General features: G+C 63.8%; 18 protein-coding genes and 1 pseudogene. 9 read left to right on the top strand and 10 right to left on the bottom strand.

Features of this window, described 5'->3' with window-relative positions; genetic code table 11:
* Positions 1-4: 4 nt before the first annotated feature.
* From HDG33_RS10305 to HDG33_RS10295, 3 genes are all read right to left on the bottom strand, one after another.
* The gene (locus tag HDG33_RS10305) at positions 5-511 is read right to left on the bottom strand and encodes a hypothetical protein (protein ID WP_184025227.1); all 507 of its coding nucleotides are present in this window, start codon (positions 509-511) and stop codon (positions 5-7) included.
* A 22-nt stretch (positions 512-533) separates the two neighbouring features.
* Positions 534-1,367 carry an H-NS family nucleoid-associated regulatory protein gene (locus HDG33_RS10300; protein ID WP_184025224.1) on the bottom strand — a complete coding sequence of 278 codons (834 nt, stop codon included), beginning with the start codon at positions 1,365-1,367 and terminating at the stop codon, positions 534-536.
* A 211-nt stretch (positions 1,368-1,578) separates the two neighbouring features.
* Positions 1,579-1,917 (bottom strand): hypothetical protein, encoded by a 339-nt coding sequence (locus tag HDG33_RS10295; protein ID WP_090807114.1) that lies wholly within the window; start codon positions 1,915-1,917, stop codon positions 1,579-1,581.
* Positions 1,918-2,329: 412 nt separating this feature from the next.
* Between HDG33_RS10295 and HDG33_RS10290 the strand changes: the two genes are divergently transcribed.
* Entirely contained in the window at positions 2,330-2,581 is a 252-nt protein-coding gene (locus HDG33_RS10290) for a hypothetical protein (RefSeq protein ID WP_184025222.1), read from the top strand.
* Between the two features lie 95 nt (positions 2,582-2,676).
* On the opposite strand, the gene HDG33_RS10285 is transcribed toward HDG33_RS10290, so the two are convergent.
* From HDG33_RS10285 to HDG33_RS10275, 3 genes are all read right to left on the bottom strand, one after another.
* Complete coding sequence (locus tag HDG33_RS10285) at positions 2,677-3,750, bottom strand: DUF6765 family protein (RefSeq protein ID WP_184025221.1); 1,074 nt, start codon at positions 3,748-3,750, stop codon at positions 2,677-2,679.
* Positions 3,751-4,026: 276 nt separating this feature from the next.
* Positions 4,027-4,488, bottom strand: coding sequence for a DUF488 family protein (locus HDG33_RS10280; protein WP_184025218.1), 462 nt, complete (start codon positions 4,486-4,488; stop codon positions 4,027-4,029).
* 103 nt (positions 4,489-4,591) lie between these two features.
* Positions 4,592-4,942, bottom strand: a complete 351-nt coding sequence (locus HDG33_RS10275; RefSeq protein ID WP_373685682.1) for an FKBP-type peptidyl-prolyl cis-trans isomerase — start codon at positions 4,940-4,942, stop codon at positions 4,592-4,594.
* A 475-nt stretch (positions 4,943-5,417) separates the two neighbouring features.
* Here HDG33_RS10275 and HDG33_RS10270 point away from each other — a divergent pair.
* The 6 genes and pseudogenes from HDG33_RS10270 to HDG33_RS10245 form a co-directional block, all read left to right on the top strand.
* Positions 5,418-7,083, top strand: a pseudogene (locus HDG33_RS10270) (helicase-related protein); the annotation flags it as partial.
* Positions 7,080-7,742, top strand: a complete 663-nt coding sequence (gene pdeM, locus HDG33_RS10265) for a ligase-associated DNA damage response endonuclease PdeM (protein WP_184025215.1) — start codon at positions 7,080-7,082, stop codon at positions 7,740-7,742. The pseudogene HDG33_RS10270 and the gene pdeM, both read left to right, overlap by 4 nt.
* Before the next feature lie 219 nt (positions 7,743-7,961).
* The gene (locus HDG33_RS37245; protein ID WP_184025748.1) at positions 7,962-9,971 is read left to right on the top strand and encodes a hypothetical protein; all 2,010 of its coding nucleotides are present in this window, start codon (positions 7,962-7,964) and stop codon (positions 9,969-9,971) included.
* Between the two features lie 894 nt (positions 9,972-10,865).
* Positions 10,866-12,254, top strand: coding sequence for an FAD-binding oxidoreductase (locus HDG33_RS10255; RefSeq protein ID WP_184025212.1), 1,389 nt, complete (start codon positions 10,866-10,868; stop codon positions 12,252-12,254).
* A gap of 266 nt (positions 12,255-12,520) precedes the next feature.
* Positions 12,521-13,111 carry a YSC84-related protein gene (locus HDG33_RS10250; protein WP_184007138.1) on the top strand — a complete coding sequence of 197 codons (591 nt, stop codon included), beginning with the start codon at positions 12,521-12,523 and terminating at the stop codon, positions 13,109-13,111.
* A gap of 264 nt (positions 13,112-13,375) precedes the next feature.
* Complete coding sequence (locus HDG33_RS10245) at positions 13,376-14,863, top strand: SulP family inorganic anion transporter (protein WP_184025209.1); 1,488 nt, start codon at positions 13,376-13,378, stop codon at positions 14,861-14,863.
* Positions 14,864-14,931: 68 nt separating this feature from the next.
* Here HDG33_RS10245 and HDG33_RS10240 read toward each other — a convergent pair whose 3' ends face one another.
* Together HDG33_RS10240 and HDG33_RS10235 are read right to left on the bottom strand one after the other, a co-directional pair.
* The gene (locus HDG33_RS10240) at positions 14,932-16,491 is read right to left on the bottom strand and encodes a methyl-accepting chemotaxis protein (protein ID WP_184025205.1); all 1,560 of its coding nucleotides are present in this window, start codon (positions 16,489-16,491) and stop codon (positions 14,932-14,934) included.
* A gap of 110 nt (positions 16,492-16,601) precedes the next feature.
* Positions 16,602-17,156 carry a YbaK/EbsC family protein gene (locus HDG33_RS10235; RefSeq protein ID WP_184025202.1) on the bottom strand — a complete coding sequence of 185 codons (555 nt, stop codon included), beginning with the start codon at positions 17,154-17,156 and terminating at the stop codon, positions 16,602-16,604.
* Positions 17,157-17,360: 204 nt separating this feature from the next.
* Between HDG33_RS10235 and HDG33_RS10230 the strand changes: the two genes are divergently transcribed.
* Positions 17,361-18,629 (top strand): YihY/virulence factor BrkB family protein, encoded by a 1,269-nt coding sequence (locus HDG33_RS10230; RefSeq protein WP_184025199.1) that lies wholly within the window; start codon positions 17,361-17,363, stop codon positions 18,627-18,629.
* A 442-nt stretch (positions 18,630-19,071) separates the two neighbouring features.
* Positions 19,072-20,262: a porin gene (locus HDG33_RS10225; protein WP_184025196.1), complete on the top strand. Its 1,191-nt coding sequence runs from the start codon at positions 19,072-19,074 to the stop codon at positions 20,260-20,262.
* Positions 20,263-20,416: 154 nt separating this feature from the next.
* Here the strand turns inward: HDG33_RS10225 and HDG33_RS10220 are convergent, their stop codons facing one another.
* On the bottom strand, positions 20,417-21,289 hold the full coding sequence (locus tag HDG33_RS10220; protein ID WP_184025193.1) for a proteasome-type protease: 873 nt from the start codon (positions 21,287-21,289) through the stop codon (positions 20,417-20,419).
* Between the two features lie 172 nt (positions 21,290-21,461).
* A complete protein-coding gene (locus HDG33_RS10215; RefSeq protein ID WP_184025190.1) occupies positions 21,462-22,262 on the bottom strand; it encodes a transglutaminase family protein in 801 nt (266 codons plus the stop codon).
* Positions 22,263-22,273: the final 11 nt, after the last annotated feature.

Here is a 22,273-nt window from a genome sequence, read left to right as displayed (position 1 = left end):
TGCTTTATCTGACTAATGCAAACGCCTCGCGGCTTGCGATTTCGCCCGCGCCGAATACGCCGATGACCGTATAGTCCGACGCCACGCATTCGAACGTCGATGCCTGAAACGTAATGACGAAATGCCGCCGCGCCGGTGCCTCGGGAGCAATGGCGACGGAGTCTGTCGCCACGGCGGCAATCTCGGCGCACAACGACGAATTGACGACTTCATGCACCGCGCAGCCGACGAGACCTTGGGCCGCGAGCGGATGAATGGCGAGATCGTCATCGCCCGGCGGCCCGAGACGGTGAAAGATGGCGTCGGTGAACAGCACCGCGCAAAAAGGATCGTCGTCGGGATCGAATGGCCCGAACCGTTCAAAGTCCGACTCCGCGATCGGATAAGTGAGGATCACGCGGCGATCGCTGGCGACGATGAATGGTTCGGCGGCATCGGCTGCCGGATGAGGAGCGGAGTCCAGCAGGAAGACCTGATCTTCCTGCCGGGGTGCATCGAACGTGCTAACCATCTACTTCACGACTCCACGGCTATTACGCGCTTGCTTGCGTCTCTGGCGTTTGGGGAGCCGCCGTGACGGGTGCGGCCGTACTCTTTGCAGCAGCCTTGCGCGCCGGTGCTTTTCTTGCCGCCTTCACAACGCTTTTGCGGCCGGCGGACTTCTTCACCGCGGCTTTCCGGCTTGCCGGAGTGGCCTTTCTGGCTGCGGTCTTTTTCACGGCCGTCTTGCGCGTTGCTTTTTTCGCCGCGGTCTTCTTGCCTACCGCACTCGCGGTCGCTTTCGCCTGGCTGCTCTTTGCCGCCGTTTTCGCCGCTTTCGGAGCGGCAGCCATGCTCGCGCCATCGATCAGGAATTTGCTGCGGTCCTTGACGGCCGCGAGCCATGCCGGCGCCGGACCGCGGCCGCTCCAGGTCGCGCCGGTTTTCGGATTCAGGTACTTCGGCGGCTGGGCGCCTTTCGGCTGCCCTTTGACGCGCTTCGCGGCGGGAGCAACCGCGGGCTTGCTTGCGCTCGCAGCGTCGATCAGGAACACCGTGCGGTCCTTCACGCCGGCGATCCAGCCGGGCGCGCGGCCGTGCCCCGTCCAGGTCGCGCCGGTTTTGTGGTCGCGATACTTCGCCGGGGTTGCCGACCTGGCGGCTTTGCTCGCGCCCGCAGGTCTTCCGCGACCCGCCGGATTGCCATTCAGACCTCGCGCGGCACGTCGTGCCTTCGCCTGTTCTTCGATATCGGCAGTCGTGAGACCGTGCTTGAGCATCAATTCGCGAATCTGGTCGACCGCGGCTTGTGCTTTTCTGGCAATGAGAACGTCAGCTTGCTCCTGGAGCTTCTTAAGCTTGGCTTGGATTTGCTCTAACGAAGGCATTTGATTGCTCCTTATGTGGTAATCGTCGAACTATGCCATGAATGACGGAAGAAAGGCAGTGTATTGACCTATCCCGAGCTTCAATACACCGATACGAGCGCCGATGCGGCGTTCAAATAACGAAGCTTTCAGGTTTTTTACCGGGTCATCGAAGCTTTCTTCCTTTTCCTTCCCTCCTGATTCTTCTTTTTCATTTCGGTTCCACCACCACTCAGATAGGTGTAAAAACGACGACCTGGCGATCGGCAATGTACCTCACACTCCGTATGAAGCGGTAGTGTTGACCGTCCGCCGTTATCCGGTTCAGGCCCAGACGGGTCAGTACCAGCATTTCATCTGCCTGGAAAGCGTCGACGACGCCGGAATCCGTTAAATCCTCCAATGCCCCGGATGGATTTCCGACATAAACGCTGCGCGCCTGCTTGCCGATCCGCATCACGACCACGCTTTTTCCCTCGTCGAGCGCCAATTCGAGAAAGCTCGCGAGCGTGCGCAACGACTCTGGCGTGCAAGTCCTGGTCTGATAGATCGCTGCATTCGATGGCGTCATTTGTGTTTCCCCGTCATCCGCATCGGCGACAGAAAGGGGCGCCGCCGTGCTTTCTGGCATTAGTCGCTTCTACTATAGCCGGGCCTTTGGATATTCAAAGGAGAGTAGTCCACTTTTTATTTGAAAACGGTCTTTTTTCGTGGCCCGCTATAGCGAACGGATTCAAGCATGCGCGAAACGCCACTGACGACGCGTGCAAAGACACCGCCCGGGCTCCGGTAACGTGCCGTTACCGATCTTGCAGCACCTGTTGCTCCTGTACCGGCCAAGTCCATTACACTTCGTATCCGTGCCCAGCGGCGGACGTATGGCCAATAGAGAGTCCTTTGTCAGCCGCCATGCTCGCGGCGGCTATTGAAATGGACGCCGGGCCATCCTAATTCCGATCCACTCAAACACGATGGTACTTGCAATGAAAGCTGGTTTTATTCGGACCGCCCTCGGGGCAATGGCAGCCTCGTTGGCAATGGCCGGCACCGCGAACGCGGCCGGTTGCCTGAAAGGAGCGGTAGTGGGCGGCGTCGCCGGGCACTACGCGGGACATCATGCGGTGGTCGGCGCGGTCGGCGGCTGTATCGTCGGACGGCATATGGCCAAAAAGCACGCCGAAGAACAGCAGGCGGCGACTCAGGCTGCGCTGCATCAGCAAGCCCGAATGCAGTGACTGGAGAATACGGGCGCCACCGCAAACGTTCGCACGAGCGACGCGGCAATGATCTTCGAATCTCCGTTCGCGGCGACGCGCCCTGCTCCGATCACTTAGGCAATGCGTAATCCGCGCGCGGGCAAGATCTCCTGAGTGGTCACGAAACGGTGCTGTTTGACCGCGTCGTGAAAGAGCCGGTAGTCGCTCTTCTCGAAGGCGGTCGTCCACTCCGGTCTGTCCCCGGTGTCGTCATCGCACAACAAACCGGTGGCCTGGTACTTCCACGAACCTTGTCCTTTGGCGATATAGCCGGGCACGGGTTCTTTCAAACCTGGAATACGGCCTGCATTCACCCATTCGCAAACGGTTCTCAGACGCAGGTTGTCGTCGGGTTCGCGGTTCGTATCGAGCAGCCGGGTCAGTGCGTCTTTAACGTCGTCCGGCATGCCTGGCTGGTTTTCGAAATCTTCGCGTCCGGCCAGATAAGCTCGCACGACACGACAACTCATGTCCGCCGCCTGCACGAAATCCGGCAAATTATGTCGTGAGATGAAGTGATTGCGGCCGTCGATGTAATGCCAGCGCGCCCATGGCTGGTCGGGATAATGCAACGCGGCGCCGTGGCCGACCGGCAACGCGATCGTCAGAACGTCCTCCTCGACATGCTCGATCAGATGCGCGACCGCTAGTTCGAGGCTCGCGAGCCAGCCTTTGCGCGTGCAATCCTGTGCCTCGAGAAGATGTACGCGATTCCACGGGCTTTCGATGCCCGCGAATCCCTGGTGCGCCCACGTATCGACATAGGTATGAAGCGTCACGCCGAGCCGGTGCAACGCGGTCTCCGAATTGCGCTGCCGGATCGCGCGCCGCACGACTTCGCGCGCAACTTCACTGTCGGGCCGGCAAATCGCCTTTTCCTCGAGACTTTCACCCTCGCCAGCCGGCAGAAAATGGAACGGCGTCCACACGAGCCGGTTCTGGTCGTTCTCGGTATTGGCGTAATCGAATAACTTGTGCGCGGTCGCGAATCGCTCGAATGTCTCGCCGCCTTTGAACCGCAGTATTCCGCTCGTCGTTGCGTCGTCGACATATTGGCAGGCATGCGCGATGGTTTGCGCATCGCCGGCCGTCATGCCGCCGACGCGCGCGGCAATGTAGACCACGCCGTAATGAAAGTCGATGTTCATGGCAAGCGCTCCTGGCGCGCATAATCACGGCCGGTTCGTGGCCGGCGATAGGGCGAGACGAATAGAGGGAGCTGCGCGTGAGTAGATAGTAGACGAGCGAGCGGCACACGCATTGAAAAAACATGCGTAGCGGACGCGATTTTCCACGTTTCGCGCCACGCAACCATTCGGGCTACTGAAGGAAACGCGGGCGCGGCCGGCGAGATGTAACCTGCCGGCACGGAAAGCCGCCGGCCAATGAGGCGGATAAACGTAACCTGGCCCGATCGGCGCCGGTCAGGTCAAATGTGTAACGGAAAGTCGACTATTCCAGTGCTGGTTCAGATATTCGAGCGCAAACATCCGGTGGCAATGATGTGGTAAATGTTCACTGCAAAGCAGGCAACCCGATTCGAATAGCGCGATATCCAGATTACTTTCCACGCGGCGGCGCGCGATGAGGTCGAAATATTCCTCCCGAAAGTTCTCCCAGCTCAATTGCTTGCCCTGGTAGCGTTTGAGCAGGTCCGGCTCGGGAGCCAGCTCCGGTATTTCCACGTACGCCGCATTGCACAACTGGTCGAGAAAGTAAGGCAGATCCTGTTTTTTCGCAAAGCCCGCGAGTTGCGACGTGTTGTTGAGGCGAACGTCGAGCACCGTGCGCACATGGGCGTCCTTCAGCAAACTGAAGAATTTCTGGGCGCTCTTGCCGGTAAAACCAATGCTGGCCACCTGCACGCTACTTTTGTCACGTTTCATGGTGAATCCCCTGGCAGGCCATTCGGCGCCCATAAAAAAGCCTCGCTGCGATTGGCGCAGCGAAGCTCGGGTGTCAGTGCATCTTTAGCGCCGCTCGCGTGCTTTATTTGACGATGTCGACCAGTTCGACTTCGAAGGTCAGATCGGTATTCGGCGGAATCGGGCCGACGCCGCGATCGCCGTATGCGGTCGCCGCCGGGCACGTGAGTCGCGCCTTGCCGCCGACTTTCATCTTCTGCACGCCTTGCGTCCAGCACGGAATCACGCGATTGAGCGGGAACGTGGCCGGCCCGCCATGCTTGGCCGAGCTATCGAATTCGGTGCCGTTGGGCAGCGTGCCGCGATAGTTGACCTTTACCACGTCGGTCGCGGACGGTTGCGGGCCCGTGCCTTGCGTCAGATGTTCGACGATGACGCCGGACGGCAGCTTCTCCGTGGTCGGCGCGGCAGCCATCGCGGTCGAGGACAGAACGGCTGCGGCCAGCAAAGCAACGAGTGATTTCAAAGCGAATCTCCAGTGGGGTTGTCCGTTTGATTGTAACGGATCAGGTGTCGGCCGAGGCTCCCACATATTGCCCGATGCCGCGGGTCGTTGCGCGCCCATCAGGAACCTCGCTGAACCGTCGCGCGACCCCTCGGTCCACATGAACGTCCGGCGCGAGTCGCCGGCAAGCGAATCCGCCACACTCGTTGAGAGCGCTTTCGATGACCGAGCCGGCCCATTCCGACGACCCCGCTTGCGATCCCTGCGCAGCCCCCCCCCGACGAGCGCGTTCGCGCGCCAAGGCCGCGCCGGATTCCACGCAGCCGCGCGCAACAGGCGCGGCTCGATGCGCGCGAACCCGCGTTCGAACCGCTACCGTTCCCCTCGTATTCACGTGACGACGCGCGCCGATGCGCGCGAAGTACTGGCTCAGGTTCGGCTCGTGATCGACGAAGCACACACGTCGCTCGTCTTCACGAACACGCGCTCGCAATGCGAGGTGTGGTACCAGGCGCTGCTCGAGGCGCGCCCCGAGTGGGCCGGAGTGATCGCGCTGCATCACGGCTCGTTCGATCAGCAGGTACGCGAGTGGGTCGAACGTGGGTTGAAGAACGGCTTGCTAAAGGTTGTCGTGTGTACGTCTAGTCTCGACCTCGGCGTCGATTTTCTGCCGGTGGAACGGGTGTTCCAGATCGGCTCGCCAAAAGGCGTCGCGCGCTTGATGCAGCGCGCGGGCCGCTCGGGACATGCGCCCGGTTTGCCGTCTCGCGTGACGATCGTGCCGACGCATGCGCTCGAATTGATCGAAGCGGCGGCCGCGCGTGAAGCCGTCGACAAGCGGCAGATCGAAAGCCGCGATACGCCGCAAAAGCCGTTCGACGTGCTGGTGCAGCACCTCGTCACCGTTGCGCTCGGCGGTGGCTTCGACGCGCTCGAGCTGTACGATGAACTTCTGCATACCTATGCATATCGTGATCTGACGCAGCAGGAGTTCGACTGGACGCTGGGTTTCGTCGAAGGCGGCGGCGCGACGCTGCGCGCATATCCCGACTACCATCGCGTCCCGCGCAACGATCTCGCGCGCCGGCATCGCAACAACATCGGCACGATCGTCGCGAATGGCACGTTGAACGTTGCGTATCTATCGGGCGGGCGCATTGGTGCAATCGAGGAATCGTTCATTTCGCGGCTCAAGCCCGGCGATGTGTTCACGTTCGGCGGCCGCGCGCTCGAACTGATCCGCGTTCAGGACATGACGGCGTGGGTGCGGCGCGCGAGCTCATCGCGTGGCGCAATGCCGCAATGGGCCGGCAGCCGCGCCGCTATCGTCCGAGCTCGCCGACGCCACATTGACGATGCTCGCGCGCGCCGCCGACGGCATCTACGACGAACCGGAATTGCGCGCGGTGCGGCCGCCGCTCGAATTGCAGCAGAAGTGGTCGGCGTTGCCCGAGCCGGGCGTACTCGTCGTCGAGCTGCTCAAATCGCGCGAGGGTCACCACTTCTTCTGCCATCCGTTCGCGGGACGCATTGCGCATATCGGACTTGGCGCTCTGCTCGCGTGGCGAGTCGCGCGCGACAAGCCCGGCACGTTTTCGATTTCGATCAACGACTACGGTTTCGAATTGCTGTGCGCGCAGGCTTTCGATTGGGCCGCGCAATTAGAGAATGGCCTGCTTTCACCTGACGAACTCGATCACGACATTCTTCCGAGCCTCAATTCGTCCGAACTCTCCTTGCGACGTTTTCGCGAGATTGCGCGAGTGTCGGGACTCGTGTTTCAGGCGCATCCGGGACAGCAGAAGAGCGCGCGGCAATTGCAGGCATCGAGCGGGCTTTTCTACGAGATCTTTCGTCAGCACGATCGCGGCAATCTGCTGCTGGGCCAGGCCGATACCGAAGTACTGCTGCAGGAACTCGACGTGCGGCGCATTCGTTTTGCGCTCGAACGAATGAACGCGAACCGCGTCGTGCTCACGCGGCCCAAGAAGCCGACCCCGTTCGCGTTTCCGTTGATCGTCGGACGCCTGCGCGAAAAAGTCAGCACCGAGAAGCTCGCCGATCGCGTCGAGCGAGTGCTGGCCGAGCTCGAACGGGCGGCGCAACGATGAAGCCGACCTCGCTCGCGATCGACGTCGGCGGACGACCTCTCGTGCTGTCAAGCTTGCGCGCGTGTTTCGATTTGGCGCTGCGCGCGCTTTTTATCGCCGATGCGCATTTCGGCAAGGATGCGGTGTTTCGTGCGCGCGGCATTCCAGTGCCGACTGGTTCCACCGCGCAGAAGCTGCTGCGGATCGAACGTCTGATCACCGAGTTCGAGCCGGCGACGCTGGTGTTTCTCGGCGATCTGCTGCATGCGCGCGAGTCGCTGTCGACGCTCACGCTCGATGCGTTGCATGCGTGGCGCGCGCGGCACGCGTCGAGGCGCGTGGTGCTCGTCGAGGGCAATCACGATCGGCATTCCGGTGCGTTGCCGCTTACGTTGGATGTCGAGTCTGTGCGCGAGCCGTGGCATATCGGGGCGTGGGCGCTGTGCCATCACCCGAATGCGGTCGATCACGCGGATGTGCTCGCGGGGCATGTGCATCCGGTCTTTCGGATCGCGACGCGGACCGATTCAGTGCGCGTGCCGTGCTTTCGCTTTGGGATCGATCGGGGGGTGCTGCCGGCGTTCGGTAGTTTTACCGGAGGCGCGCGTGAGACGGCGCGCGTTCTGGGGGAGAGGGTTTTTCTGGTGGTACAGCAGAGAGTGATCGAGTTGAGGAGTTGAGTGGACGGCGGGGGCCGTCCACTTTGTTGCCTGGCTGGTTTTTTGTTTGCGGGTTGGTTTGCCGGTTCGCTGGCGGGGTTTTTTGCTGGCTCTTTCGCTGAAAACTCCCCGCGGCTCGCGAGCGCGGTCGGTGTGGAGGCCGGGCGGCGCCGGCCTCCACCCTCGGGAGCCCCGCAAGGTTCGCGGGACTCCTGCCACTGGTTAGTGGTTGCCGCCGCCGTGGCCACCATTGCCGGAGCCACCGCCGCCGTAGCCGCCACCGTGGCCGCCGCTGCCTTGACCGCCGCCGTTGCTGCCGTTGCTGCCGTTGCTGCCGTTGCTGCCGTTGCCGCCACGGCCACCGTGGCCTCCGTTGCCGGAGCCGCCGTTGCCTTCGCCGCCACCGTTGCCGCCATGGCCGCCGTGGCCGTAGCCGCCGTTGCCCTGGCCGCCACCGCCTTCACCGCCATGGCCACCGTTGCCGGAACCGCCGTTGCCCTGGCCGCCGCCTTCACCACCATGGCCGCCGTGTCCGGAGCCGCCGTTGCCCTGGCCGCTACCGCCTTCACCGCCATGACCACCGTTGCCGGAACCGCCGTTGCCCTGGCCGCCGCCTTCACCACCATGGCCGCCGTGGCCGTAGCCGCCGTTGCCCTGGCCGCCACCGCCTTCACCGCCATGGCCGCCGTTTCCGGAACCGCCGTTACCCTGGCCGCCGCCTTCACCACCATGGCCGCCGTGGCCGTAGCCGCCGTTGCCCTGGCCGCCACCGCCTTCACCGCCATGGCCGCCGTTGCCGGAACCGCCGTTGCCCTGGCCGCCGCCTTCACCACCATGGCCGCCGTGGCCGTAGCCGCCGTTGCCCTGGCCGCCATCGCCTTCACCGCCATGGCCGCCGTTTCCGGAACCGCCTTTGCCTTCGCCACCGCTGCTGCCGTGGCCGCCGTCGCCGTGGCCGCCGTCACCGTGGCCGCCGTCGCCATGACCGCCGTCGCCATGACCGCCGTCGCCATGACCGCCGTCGCCATGACCGCCGTCGCCGTGACCGCTGGCGCCGTGGCCGCCATCGCCGCGGCCGCCGTCACCGTGGCCACGACCGCCATCACCATCACCACCTTGGCCATGGCCATGGCCGCCATCGCCGTCACCATCACCACCGTGACCATGACCGTGACCGCCATCGCCGTCACCACCATGGCCATGTCCATGGCCGCCATCGCCGTCACCATCGCCGCCGTGGCCATGGCCGTGACCGCCATCGCCGTCACCATCACCACCGTGGCCATGACCGCCGTCACCATCACCATCACCACCGTGGCCATGTCCATGGCCGCCATCGCCGTCACCATCGCCAGCGTGACCATGACCGTGACCGCCATCGCCGTCACCATCACCACCGTGGCCATGACCATGGCCGCCATCGCCGTCACCACCACCACCGTGGCCATGACCGCCGTCACCATCACCATCACCACCGTGGCCATGTCCATGGCCGCCATCGCCGTCACCATCACCACCATGGCCATGGCCATGGCCGTGACCGCCATCGCCGTCACCATCACCGCCGTGGCCATGACCATGACCACCATCCCCTCCACCGTCCCCGCCGTTATCACCGCCTCCGTTACCGCCTCCGTTACCGCCGCCATCGCCGCCCGTGCCGCCATTCCCCGAGCCATTCCCGCCACCACCGCTACCCGCGCCGCCGTTACCGTTGTCGCCGGCACCGCCATTGCCGTTGTTGCCGCCGGTATTTCCCGGGCCCACCCCGCCCGGGCCGGAATTAGCCGAGCTATTCCCGCCACCGCTTCCCGCGCCCGTGCCCGTCGAGGACGTCCCGTTGCCCGCCGGCGAGCCGGTGGGCGATGTCGGGCCGAGCCCCGCCGCCGCGACGCCGAAGGCGCCCGCCCCGAGCTGCCCGAATCCCTGCGACGTGCAACCCGGCCCGCCGCCCGACGGACATCCGCCGTGCACGCTAGCCTCGGCGAGCACCATCACTGCGGGATTCGTTGCCGGCGCGGCGGTGCTCCCCGAATTCGTCTGCGCACCCGCCATCGCCGCATAAAGACTGACCGCGACCGCCAAAGCCGCCCGTCGCGTTCCCAATATCCACGCGTCCCCGTTTTGCTTCTTCATTTCACTCTCCGAATTATTTCACCAAAAAGACCGGCCCAATTAACGAGTGAATCTCCGCTCGCCAACAAAACGAAAAGTCAAAGCCTTTGCGCAGCTTCGCTTTATGCGAATTAAAAATGCGTTCGCACTAAACACTTCTCTCACGGAAAATCCCCGGTCCGATTTGGCGTGCTTCGAGAGAATCGGCTGGCCGTGCGCGCACGTGATCGTGAGAGCCGCACAGCGAGGCTTGATGGACGTTGAAGTTATTCGCAGCGCAATCGCTCGACCGTGCGCTAGACCACGCAATGCGATATTGCCGATACGGCCCGTCAGGCGGCGTTAAACAACGATCCGCCCGCCAAATCCGCTACTCCGCATTCTTCAGACAGGAAGTTAAAAAATCTCGCGCTCAATGCAATCTGATCAAAAAAAAGAAAATTAGCCTTTGGTTTTATCGGACAAATACCGACCATTTACACATCATTTCTTTTATTCATGTGGCCATTCGCACATAAAATAGAAATAGGAAAAACCCAATGAGAGCAACCCAATAGACAACGCAATGAAAATCACCGAAACGCGCGTGCGAAACATTACGCGTCGTCGGGCAATGCGCGTGCGTCGCGAAAATCGCTGTCGCGATGTGCGCTACCTCGCACAGTCGTCGAACGTGTGCCTCGGTCGCACGCGATCACGAGCCACGCCCATATGCAAAGTGTCGTGGCACAACCACCAGCGCGTCGGATAACCAACACATCAGCGCGCACGCTTTTCCCGGAGCATTCCCACCATCTTCGGCGGTACCGCCGCGTATCGTCGTGGCCCTGCCCGCAAAAGCCTGTCCCCGCGAGCCACCGCGCGGGATCGCCCACGAACGCGGGTAAACCTTTGTTTGACTTCGACGCGTCGCCCCGTTTACTGCACGCAGCCGAACCTCTCAATCCGCTTTCATTCACCGCCCGTATTTTTGTTTGGTCTGCGGAGCCGTGTTCTGCGAGCGCCTTCCCCTCTTCGACGAGGTACAACATGGTTACTATCTCCAGCAGCGCGGTCGACGAATTCAAATCCGGACTTCGCGGTCAGCTTCTGCTGCCCGACACGCCGGGCTTCGACACGGCGCGCAGCATCTGGAACGCAATGATCGACCGTTCTCCCGCGATGATCCTGCGCTGCGCGGGTGTTGCCGACGTGCGCCGCGGCGTCGCCTTCGCGCGTGACAACGGCCTGCCGCTCGCAATTCGCGGCGGCGGCCACAACATCGGCGGTAGCGCTGTGTGCGACGACGGCCTCGTGCTCGATCTGTCCACGATGAAATCGGTGCGCATCGACCCGCAAGCGCGGCGCGCCTATGTCGAACCGGGCGCGACGCTGCACGATCTCGATCACGAAGCGCAGGCATTCGGACTCGCGACGCCGCTCGGCATCAACTCGACGACCGGCGTCGCGGGTCTGACGCTCGGCGGCGGCTTCGGCTGGTTGAGCCGCCGCTACGGCATGACGGTCGACAACCTCGTCGCGGCCGACATCGTCACCGCGGACGGTGAATTGCGCCGCCTGAGCGCCACTTCGCACGACGATCTGTTCTGGGCGATTCGCGGCGGCGGCGGCAATTTCGGCGTCGTTACGCTATTCGAGTTCGCGCTGCATGAGGTCGGCCCGCTCGTGTATGGCGGCCTCGTCGTGTTGCCGCTCGCCGACGCGAAGGAAGCGCTGATCAAATACCGCGATGCCGTGCCCGCGATGCCCGACGAGCTGGCCGTCTGGGCCGTCGCGCGGCTCGCGCCACCGCTGCCTTTCCTGCCGCCCGACGTGCACGGCCAACCCGTGCTCGTGTTCGCGATGTGCTACAACGGGCCGGTCGAAAAAGGCCCAGCCGCGGTGGAAGCCGTGCGCGGCTTCGGCAAGCCGCTCGGCGAACATCTCGGTCCGATGCCTTATGAAGTTTGGCAACAGGCCTTCGATCCGCTGCTCACGCCGGGCGCGCGCAACTACTGGAAGTCGCACAACCTCGCCACCATCGACGATGGACTGATCGACGCGCTGATCCGCGCGATCGACACACTGCCGTCCGCGCAATGCGAAATTTTCTTCGGGTTGATCGGCGCGCAAACGCAGCGCGTGGCGGTCGACGCGACCGCTTACCCAAGTCGCGAGACGCAATACGCGATGAACGTGCACGGCCGCTGGGACGATGCGCGCGACGACGAGCGCTGTGTCCAATGGGCGCGCGACTTTTTCGACGCGTCGCGCCCCTTTGCGCTAGGCAGCGTGTACGTCAACTTCATGACGCAGGAGGAAGGCGGCCGTATCGCGGATGCCTATGGGCCCAACTATGAGCGGCTCGTCGCCGTGAAGAACCGCTACGATCCGCGCAACCTGTTCCGCCATAACCAGAACATTCGCCCAACGGCGTAGCGACGACGCGTGACGGAAAGCGGCGTAAAAACCCGAACTGCAATGGCCGCGCCGCTCTCGCGCAAGGCGGCGCGGCCCTTGGGCACGCTATCTGCTATTTGAGCGGTGGACCTCCGCGATGGGAACGTCGCGGCACGCCGCCGCCTGGCTGCGATGACCGCGCGCACGGAACCTCCAGCGTGCATATGAGAACAAAGCAAAGCAGGCGACTCGCCGCACTCTTCCAAAACGTACAACACGCGTGAGAAACGCAAAGGAAAACCGTCATGCGCAGACGACAATTCATCATGACCGGCAGCGCTGCATTGGCCGTCGCAGGCCTGAGCCTCACCGGTTGCACGACGACTTCGCCATCCTCGAACGCATCGCCGTCCGCCAACGCCGGCAAGCGCGACACGATCAACGCCGGCGTCGACTCGACGCTCGCGCGTCTCTACGAAAACGTCGACGGTGCGCGTGAGCTCGTCGCGAAAGCGCGCGGCGTGCTGGTGTTTCCATCGGTGATCTCGGCCGGCTTCTGGGTCGGCGGACAGTATGGTGAAGGGGCGATGCGCATCGGCGGCCGCACGGTCGGCTACTACAGCACGGTCGCGGGCTCGTTCGGGTTGCAGATCGGCGCGCAGTCGAAGGCGCTCGTGTTTCTGTTCATGACGCAGGAAGCGCTCGACGAATTCATGCACAGCCAGGGCTGGGCAGTCGGCGCGAATGCGACCGTCGCCGTGCTGAAAGTCGGCGCGAACGGCGCGGTCGATTCGTCGACCGCGACGAGCCCGGTGCAGGCTTTCGTGCTGACCAACGGCGGCTTGATGGCCGGCGTGTCGCTCGAGGGCACGAAGGTGTCGCGGCTGATTATCTGAGTATCTGAGCGGAGGTTTCCCTCTTGCGGATTTGTGGCGCGAGCGCACCGCGCGATTGCACGACAGATCCGCGCCGCGCGTTCGGGCCATAGCGTTCCCGCCCGCTTCGCCAGCGCCGTTCATCGCGCTACGGTAGAATTCACGCCTTTCGTAGACCGTCCGCGCCCAGCGGACGCAATCCTTCGCGCAGCCGCGCGTTGCCACGCCAGTCCAGCGCAGCCCATGCAAGCCTCAGCATTGCGCTCGCGCGCCACCTCGTAGAACATGAACACCGCTAGTCCCGCTTCCGGTCGGCCCGCCTGGCTGTCCGGCATTCGCAGCAACGTGCTCGCAGGCTTGACCTCGTCGTTCGCGCTGGTGCCCGAATGCATCGCCTTTGCGCTCGTCGCCCATCTGAATCCGTTGATGGGTCTGTACGGCGCATTCTTTATCTGCACCGTCACCGCGCTATTTGGCGGACGTCCCGGCATGATTTCGGGCGCGGCGGGCTCGATGGCCGTCGTGATCGTCGCGCTCGTCGTCGAGCACGGCGCGCAGTATCTGCTTGCGACCGTGATCCTGAGCGGCCTCCTGATGATGCTGTTCGGCATATTGCGGCTCGGCAAACTGATCCGCATGGTCCCGCATCCGGTCATGCTCGGCTTCGTCAACGGACTCGCGATCGTCATCGCGACCGCGCAGCTCGCTCACTTCAAAACGGTCACGCCGCACGGCGAAGCCTGGCTGCACGGCAGCGCGCTCGCGACGATGTGCGCGCTCGTCGCGCTGACGATGGCGATCGTCTATCTGCTGCCGCGACTTACGCGAGCCGTGCCACCGGCGCTCGTGGCCATTCTCGGCATCGGCCTTTTCACGCAGCTGCTGCATCTGCCGACGCGCACGCTCGGCGACATGGCGCATGTCGCCGGCAATCTGCCGACGCTGCATCTGCCCGACGTGCCGCTCGATCTCGAGACGCTTCGCATCATCCTGCCGTACGCCGTGCTGATCGCGATCGTCGGTCTGCTCGAAACGCTGCTGACGTTCAACCTGACCGACGAAATCACCGAAACGCGCGGTCAGCCGAATCGCGAATGCGTCGCGCTCGGCGCGGCGAATATCGCATCGGGGCTGTTCGGCGGCATGGGCGGTTGCGCGATGATCGGCCAGACCATGATCAACCTGAATTCGGGGGGACGCTCACGGCTGTCGGGAATCGTCAGCGGCGTGATGATCCTGCTGTACATCCTGTTCCTGTCGCCGCTGATCGAGCGAATTCCGCTCGCGGCGCTGGTGGGCGTGATGTTTGTAGTCGCGCAGCAAACCTTCGCGTGGGGATCGCTGCGCGTGCTCGGCAAGGTGCCGCGCAACGACGCGCTCGTGATCGTCGCGGTCACGGTCATCACCGTGTTTGCCGATCTCGCGATCGCGGTGATGTGCGGCATCGTGATCGCCGCGCTCAACTTCGCGTGGCAGCACGCGCGCGAAATTCACACGCATGCCGAGGATCGAGCGGGCCATAAGACCTATGTGCCGCGCGGCACGCTGTTTTTCGCGTCGACGACGCGCTTTCACGAGCTGTTCGATCCGGCGCGCGACCCGGCGAGCGTGACCGTCGATTGCAGTCACCTGCTGCTCGCCGATCATTCGGCGCTCGCCGCGTTGCAGGGTCTGGCCGAGCGCTATCGCAAGGCGGGCAAGCAATTGCGCATGAAGAATCTGTCGGAGCGCAACCGCCAATTGTTGAGCCGCGCGGGGATCGGCTTGGCGTGAGACACGCACCGCGTTGCGAGCCCGCGCGCGGTGAATTCTCGCGCGCGTCGACAACGCGGCCTGGTGCTTTAGCGCTGCTCGGGCAACCGGAACACCGCGATCGCCGCCGACAACTGCCCGGTCTGCGTCTTCAGCACATCGGCCGCCGCGCTCGCCTCCTCGACGAGCGCCGCATTCTGCTGCGTCGTCTGATCCATGCTCGCGACCGCGATGTTGACCTGCTCGATGCCTGAGGTCTGCTCGGCCGACGCCGCGCTGATCTCGCCCATGATGTCGTTGACACGACGTACCGCCTGCACGACTTCCTGCATCGTGTCACCCGCGCGTCCGACGTGCTCCGAACCGCCCGCGATCTGCGCGGCCGATTCCTCGATCAGCGCCTTGATCTCCTTCGCGGCCGCCGCGCTGCGTTGCGCGAGCGTGCGCACTTCGCCCGCGACCACCGCGAAACCGCGGCCCTCCTCGCCCGCGCGCGCCGCCTCGACGGCCGCGTTCAACGCGAGAATATTGGTTTGAAACGCAATCCCTTCGATCACGCCGATGATGTCGCCGATCCGGTGCGACGACTGTGAAATCCCGCGCATCGTGTCGATCACCTGACCGACCACCGCGCCGCCGCGCGCCGCGGTCTCCGACGCGTTGTGCGAGAGCTGGCTCGCCTGCTTCGCGTTGTCGGCGTTCTGACGCACGGTCGCGGTGATCTGCTCCATGCTCGACGCGGTCTCGCCGAGCGCGGCCGCCTGCTGCTCGGTGCGGCGCGACAGGTCCGAATTGCCCGCGGCGATCTCGTTCGATACCGACGAAATCAGCGTCGCGCCGCCGCGAATCTGCTCGATCGCCTGCGCGAGACGCTGCTGCATCCGTTTCATCGCGGCGAGCAGGCTCGTGCTGTCGCCGGCCTTCGCGTCGACGACCACGTCGAGATCGCCGTCCGCGATACGCGATGCGATCTGCAGCGCGTACGCCGGTTCGCCGCCAAGCTGACGCAGAATGCTGCGCAGAATCACGCCGATCACCAGCGACACGAGCGCGCAAAGCACCACCGCCGCGATCACGTATTGCACGAGGGTGCGGTAGAACACGCCGTCGATGTCGTCCGTGAAGACGCCGGTGACGATGGTCCAGTCCCACGGCTTGTAAAGCCGCATGTAGTTGATCTTCGGCGCAAGCTTGTCGGTGCCGGGCTTCGGGAACTGCAGATGAACGAAGGCCTCGCCTTCGCGCTGCGTTTGCTCGGAACCTTCCTTGAACACGTGGCGGCCGTCCGGATCGGTGACGTTGGTCATGTCCTTGCCGACGAGGTCGGCGCGCGTGGCATGCATCAGCACGTGCGCGCGGCTGTCTTCGAGCACGAGATAGCCGCCGGCACCGTCGTAGCGCATTGCGCGCAGGTCGTCCATCGCGGCGCGCTGCGCATCGGCGAGCGGCATCGTGCCGGCCGCGACGAGCGCGTTGTAGCGATCGAGCACGCTGTACGCGATGCTGACCACGTTTTTCAGCTCGCCCTCGCGATCGGCGATCATCGTGTCTCGTGTCTTGAACGCCCCCCACAGGCCGATCGCCAGAATGCCCATGCACATCACCGCGAGCGCGAGCCACAGCCGCACTTTCAGGCGAAACCGTTCCATCTTCCGTATCCCTTGTCGTGGTCGGCGGCTGTCCGCGCGAACGGACGCCGCAAACGTTTCATGTCGTTGTCGGGATTAACGGCGCGACGCAAGAAAACTTCAGTGCGGCTTCAAGGTTGCGGGTTTCCGTCCGCAGGCAGCGTCAGCGCCGCCACCTCGCAGCGCGGCCATTGCCGCAGCACGTCGGGCGACATCAGCAGCTTGGCCGCGCGCACGCCGGCGCCCATCACGATCTGCGCACGCTCCATCACGGCGGCGTCGACGAGGATGCGCCAGTCGGCCGGCAGACCGAACGCGGTAATTCCGCCGAACTCCATCTGGCTATGCTCGACCGCCGCCTCGCGCTTCGCGAATGACAGCCGCTGTGCGCCGAGCGCGGCCTTCACCGCGCCGTTGATGTCGAGCCGCCGCGAGCCGAGCGACACGAGCGCCGCAAAGTGCTCGCCACCCTCTTTCCTGTAGCGGATCACGATCGTGTTCGCGCAGTCTTCGAGACCGAAGCCGTAGCGAGCGCTGAATGCGGCGGTGTCGGAGGCGTCGTCGGTGACGGCGAACACCGTGATCCCGCGCGCCGGCAATTGTTCGATGACGTGCATGGGCAGATGCGCGCTCCACTGGTCGCGCTCGATGACGTCCAGTTGCTGTACGAGTTCGTGCGAATGCATGATGAGCGGAAAGGTGACATTAACCCGCTGCATTCTAGCGGTACGCGCGGGCGGCCGCGAAACGGGCCCCGAAACGGGCCGCAAAACAGGCCATGAACGCAGGCCATGCAGCGCGCCGCTTAACTTGTATAGTGACGGGCACGAGGTTTGCGAAAGGCAATGAAGCAAACACCCTGAAGGCGCCCTCACGATTCAGACACGATCATGGACATCGACACGCTCTCTCGCGAGAACCTCCAGCAGGCCGCGCGTCATCAGGCCAATTGGGCGATGGGCGCACTGCGGCAGTTCGCGGAGAACCGCTGTCCTGCGTTGGCGGCGAGCATCGCGTTCTATGCGGCGTTTTCGCTCGCGCCGACGCTCGTGATGGTGATCGCGGTGGCCGGCTGGTTCTTCGGCCCGGCGGCCGCGCGCGGCGAGCTGTTCGGCCACATCAACGGGCTGATCGGCGACCAGGCCGCGGCCGGCGTGCAGACGATCGTCGAGAACGCGCATCACGCGGGCGCCAAAGGCGGCATCGCGACGATCATCTCGTTCTCGCTGCTGGCGATCGGCGCGTCGGCGACGTTCTCGTCGCTGAACAGCGCGCTCAATATAGTGTGGCCGTACAGCGGGCCGCGCACTTCCAGCTGGCTCGCGCTGGTGCGGGTGCGACTGATTTCGTTCGGGCTCGTGCTCGGCGTCGCGTTCCTGCTGATCGTGTCGCTGGTGCTCGATACGGTGATCGTCTTTATCGGCAACTGGCTGTGGGGCGACTCGCCGTATGTCGTGATCGGCAATCTGCTGCAGCTCGGCGTCGGGCTGCTCGTGCTGATCTTCGCGTTCGCCGGACTGCTCAAGTTTCTGCCCGACGCTCGGGTGCTGTGGCGCGATGCGGTGGTGGGCGGCATCGTCGCGGCCGTGTTGTTTACGGCTGGCAAGAAGCTGTTCGCGCTGTATCTCGCGCATGCGGGAATGGCCAGCGCGTTCGGCGCGGCCGGCTCGCTCGCGGTGCTGCTGATGTGGCTGTACTTCTCGGCGCTGGTGCTGCTGCTCGGCGCGGAGTTCTCGGCGGCGCGCGGCCGGCTGCACGATCCGCGTGGCGGCTGGGGCATGCAGGGCGAGTCGCCGCCGGGCAGCCGTGCGAAGCTCGCGTCGGTACTGGCGGCATCGACCGTCGCGGCAAATGCAGCGCCGTCTGCTCCCGCTGCTGTGGGTGTTGCCGGCCAAACGGCCACGCCGCTGCCCGCGGGAATCAACGCGGCGGCGCAAAGGCGCTCCGCGCATGAGACCGCGGTGGATGTTACGCGCAAGGTGCTCGACGCCGAAGCGCAAGCCACCCGTTTCGCGGCGTCCGCCCTCGTCGAAGCGCGCCGCCAGGCGACGGCCGCCGACCGCTACGTGCGACGCAACCCGTGGACCTCGGTGCTGCTCGCGGCCGCCGCGGGGCTCACGGCGGCGGCCATGGCGCGCCGTGGCGCCGACCGGCGCTGAAGCGGGCGCGTCACACCACCTTCACACCACGCTACCGTCCATACCCTTATAGATGCACGTGTTGCGCCGTCAATCCAGTCGATTGCGCCTGGACACACAACGCGCCCCTTCTGTCCAGCCTTTCTAGTCCTTTCATCAGCCGTCTCTTTTATGCTTTCACTACAAAGACGAGTGGACGTGTAGACGACTAGATTACATTTAGCATGCAAATCGATGCTCATCGTGCGTTCATTCACCAGCCACTATCAACAAATCAACAATAATGCACATCAGACCAATAAATGTTGCGCAAATGGAAACAATCGTTGAGAGCTTTAAATACAAGGGTTTGCATCGATTGTCAGTTTTTGGCGACACTCTTTTTTTTCCGTTTCTACCCCGCCGAGGCGCTGAGCTATTCTGCTTTCCGCAACAACGAACAATCATCTGCGTGGAGAAATGGATGAAACGAATCGCACTGTCTACCCTCTCGCTGGCGCTCCTCGGTGTCGCCGGTATCGCTCACGCGCAAAGCAGCGTGACCCTGTATGGCGTGCTGGATCAGTCGATCCAGTACGTGAACAACGCTACGCCGAACGGCGGCAGCCTCGTTCAACTGTTTGGCGGCAACCTGCAAGGCAACCGTTTCGGCCTGAAGGGCACGGAAGACCTTGGCGGCGGCCTGAAGGCGATTTTCCAGTTGGAAAACGGCTTTGACATCAACACCGGCAAGCTGCAGCAAGGTGGCTCGATGTTCGGTCGTCAGGCGTACGTCGGTCTGACGGGCGACACTTGGGGCACGTTTACGGCCGGTCGTCAGTACGACCCGCTGGTCGACATGATCCAGCCGCTGACGGGCGACAACTACTTCGGCAGCACGTTCGCTACGCCGGGTGACGTCGACAACAACGACAACAGCTTCCGCATCATCAACTCGATGAAGTACGTGTCGCCGGTGTGGTCGGGCTTCCAGTTCGAAGGTCTGTACGCTCTGGGCGGCGCCGCAGGCGCGACGGGTTCGGCCCAGACGTGGTCGGGCGCGGCAACGTATGCAACGGGTCCGTTCAGCATCGCTGCTGGTTACCTGCACGCAAGCAATGCCAATTCGCCGGTTACGCGTGCGGCTAATGACGGCTGGGCTGGTACGGCAGCGCCGGGAGCCACGTTTGACACCAACTTCCCCGCCTCCGCTGGTATCAACTCGGCTTACGCGTTCTCGAAGTCGATCGGCATCGCGTCGGTAGCGGTTCAGTACGTGACGGGCCCGTGGACGGGTAACCTGTCGTACAGCAACGCACAGTACAAGCCGGACGCGAGTTCGGGCTTCGCGACGACGCAGAAGTACGAAGTGGGTCGCGCGTATTTGGGCTACCAGCTCACGCCGGCAGCGCTGGTGGGTATTGGCTATGCCTACACGAAGGGTCACGGCGATGCGTCCGCAACGTATAACCAGGTGTCGCTGGGCGGGGACTACTCGCTCTCGAAGCGCACGGACTTCTACGCGGTCGGCGCATGGCAGCATGCAAGCGGCGAACAGCGCAATCCGACAACCGGCGGCCTCGAATCGGCTACGGCTTCGATCGGTTCGTATGGCAACCAGTCGAGCACCAGCAACCAGGTCATGGTCAGCCTCGGTATCCGTCACAAGTTCTAATCGGACTTCGAATCGGACCTGCTACGCAGCCGACGGGCTGCGTAGCCAGAGACCAGAAACCAGCCAGAGGCGATGCCGATGGCTGGTTTTTTTTCGTCCTGAGGTTTTGGTGCGGGCCCGAGCGAGCCTGACGAGCGCTCCGAACCCAACGCAGCTAGCGCCGCTGCGCCTTGCCCTTGTCGGCCTGCGCGAGAATCTGCGCGGGCGACACATCCTGCTCATGCTCGACGCCATCGGCGCCGACTGGCGCGCGATATAGCACCAGCGCCCGCTCCGACTGCGGCGACGGCGCATCCAGCGACTGCTGCCAGTCCGGATCGGGAATCTCGGCGAACACCTGGCGCAGCCGCTCGCCCCACGTGCGGTGAAGCATGTCGAAGTACGCGTTGTCGCGATCGATCGACACGAACCGCGTGACGCGCAGCGCATCCTTCTCGTACACGAGCAGATCGAGCGGCAAGCCCACTGACAGGTTCGAGCGCAGCGTCGAGTCCATCGAGATCAGCGCGGACTTCGCGGCCTCGTCGAGCGGTGTGGACGGCGTCAGCACCCGATCGATGATCGGCTTGCCATACTTCGCCTCGCCGATCTGGAAATACGGATTCACGGCCGACGCCTCGATGAAATTGCCCGCCGCGTAGATCATGAAAAGGCGCATCCGGTTGCCCGCGATCTGGCCGCCAAGAATGAAGCTGCAATTGAAGTCGACACCGAACTTCTGCATCGCCTCGGCCTCGCGCTCATGCACGCGACGCACCGCGCTGCCGACCACGCGCGCGGCGTCCGCCATGGTCGGCACGCTCCACAGCGTGGGCTCGCTGGCATCGGCGGGCTCGGACAGCTCGTGCAGCACCGCTTGCGTGATCGACAGATTGCCGGCGCCGAGCAGCACCAGCATGCGTTCGCCGGGTTGCTCGAACACCGACATCTTGCGCGCGGTACTGATGTGATCGACGCCCGCATTGGTACGCGTGTCGGACAAAAATACGAGGCCGTCGTTGACGGCCATCGCTACGCAGTAAGTCATAAGGAATCCGCGGAAGGCAAAGGAACGGGGCTATTGTAATGCGGCGCACAGGCGCCTTTTATCCGTGTTTACGGCCTTTTTTTGCAGCCTTTTTTGCAGCCTTTTGGCAGCTGATTCCGAACACGTGGCAGGAATGTTAAATGCGGTCGCGCGCGTTGGCGTTGCAACGCGGCTACTGCGACATCTGAGCGCTGACCGCCACCGCCACGTGAAGCTCCTCTTCGAGTCCGCCGATGCGTCGGCCGCGCACCGGTGCCGCGGCCTCATAGTCACGGGCGACCGCGAGCCGGCAGTAGATCTCGCTGGCAAACCCGGCATGCGTGACGTCGATCGAAATCCACCCTTTGCCTTCGAGCCATACGTCGACCCACGCGTGACTCGCGCCATGCGGCACGTCGCCGGGTTCGATATATCCGCTCACGTAGCGCGCCGGCACGCCGCGCACGCGGCAGCACGCGAGCATCAGATGCGCATGGTCCTGACAGACGCCGTTGCCGAGCGCGAGCGCCTCGGCGGCCGTGCTCGTAACCTCGGTCACGCCGGGCCGGTACTGCACGCGCTGCACGATCTGCTCGGACAGCGTGAGCAGGCTTGCCGGGCTCGCCAGATTCGCCACCGACTCCGCCAGTTCGCGGATCGCGCCGTCGGCTTCGGTCAGACGCGTCGCGCAGGTGAAATGCTCGAGCGGAATCGGGCCGGGCGGATCACCCAGCACGCCGTCGACGAGCGGCATCGTGTCCACCTCGCCCGACACGCGCAGATGAATCTCGTCGTGCGGCTTGTTCATGACGAGCGTGTGCAGCACGTTGCCGTAGGCGTCGAGCGTCGCGTCGAGCTTGCCCGGCGCGTCGATGTTCCAGCGCCGCACGGTCTGTCCGGCGCCGCTCGCGGGCGTCAGGCGCAACTGCTGGATCGAATAGTGAACCGTCGCTTCGTAGCGGTAAGAGGTGTCGTGGCGGATCGTCAGGTACATGAGAAAACTCC

This window comes from Paraburkholderia sp. Cpub6 (assembly GCF_014201065.1).
GTDB lineage: Bacteria > Pseudomonadota > Gammaproteobacteria > Burkholderiales > Burkholderiaceae > Paraburkholderia > Paraburkholderia tuberum.
Note: the sequence above shows the minus strand (reverse complement) of the source record. Positions and strands in the feature narration are given on the sequence as shown.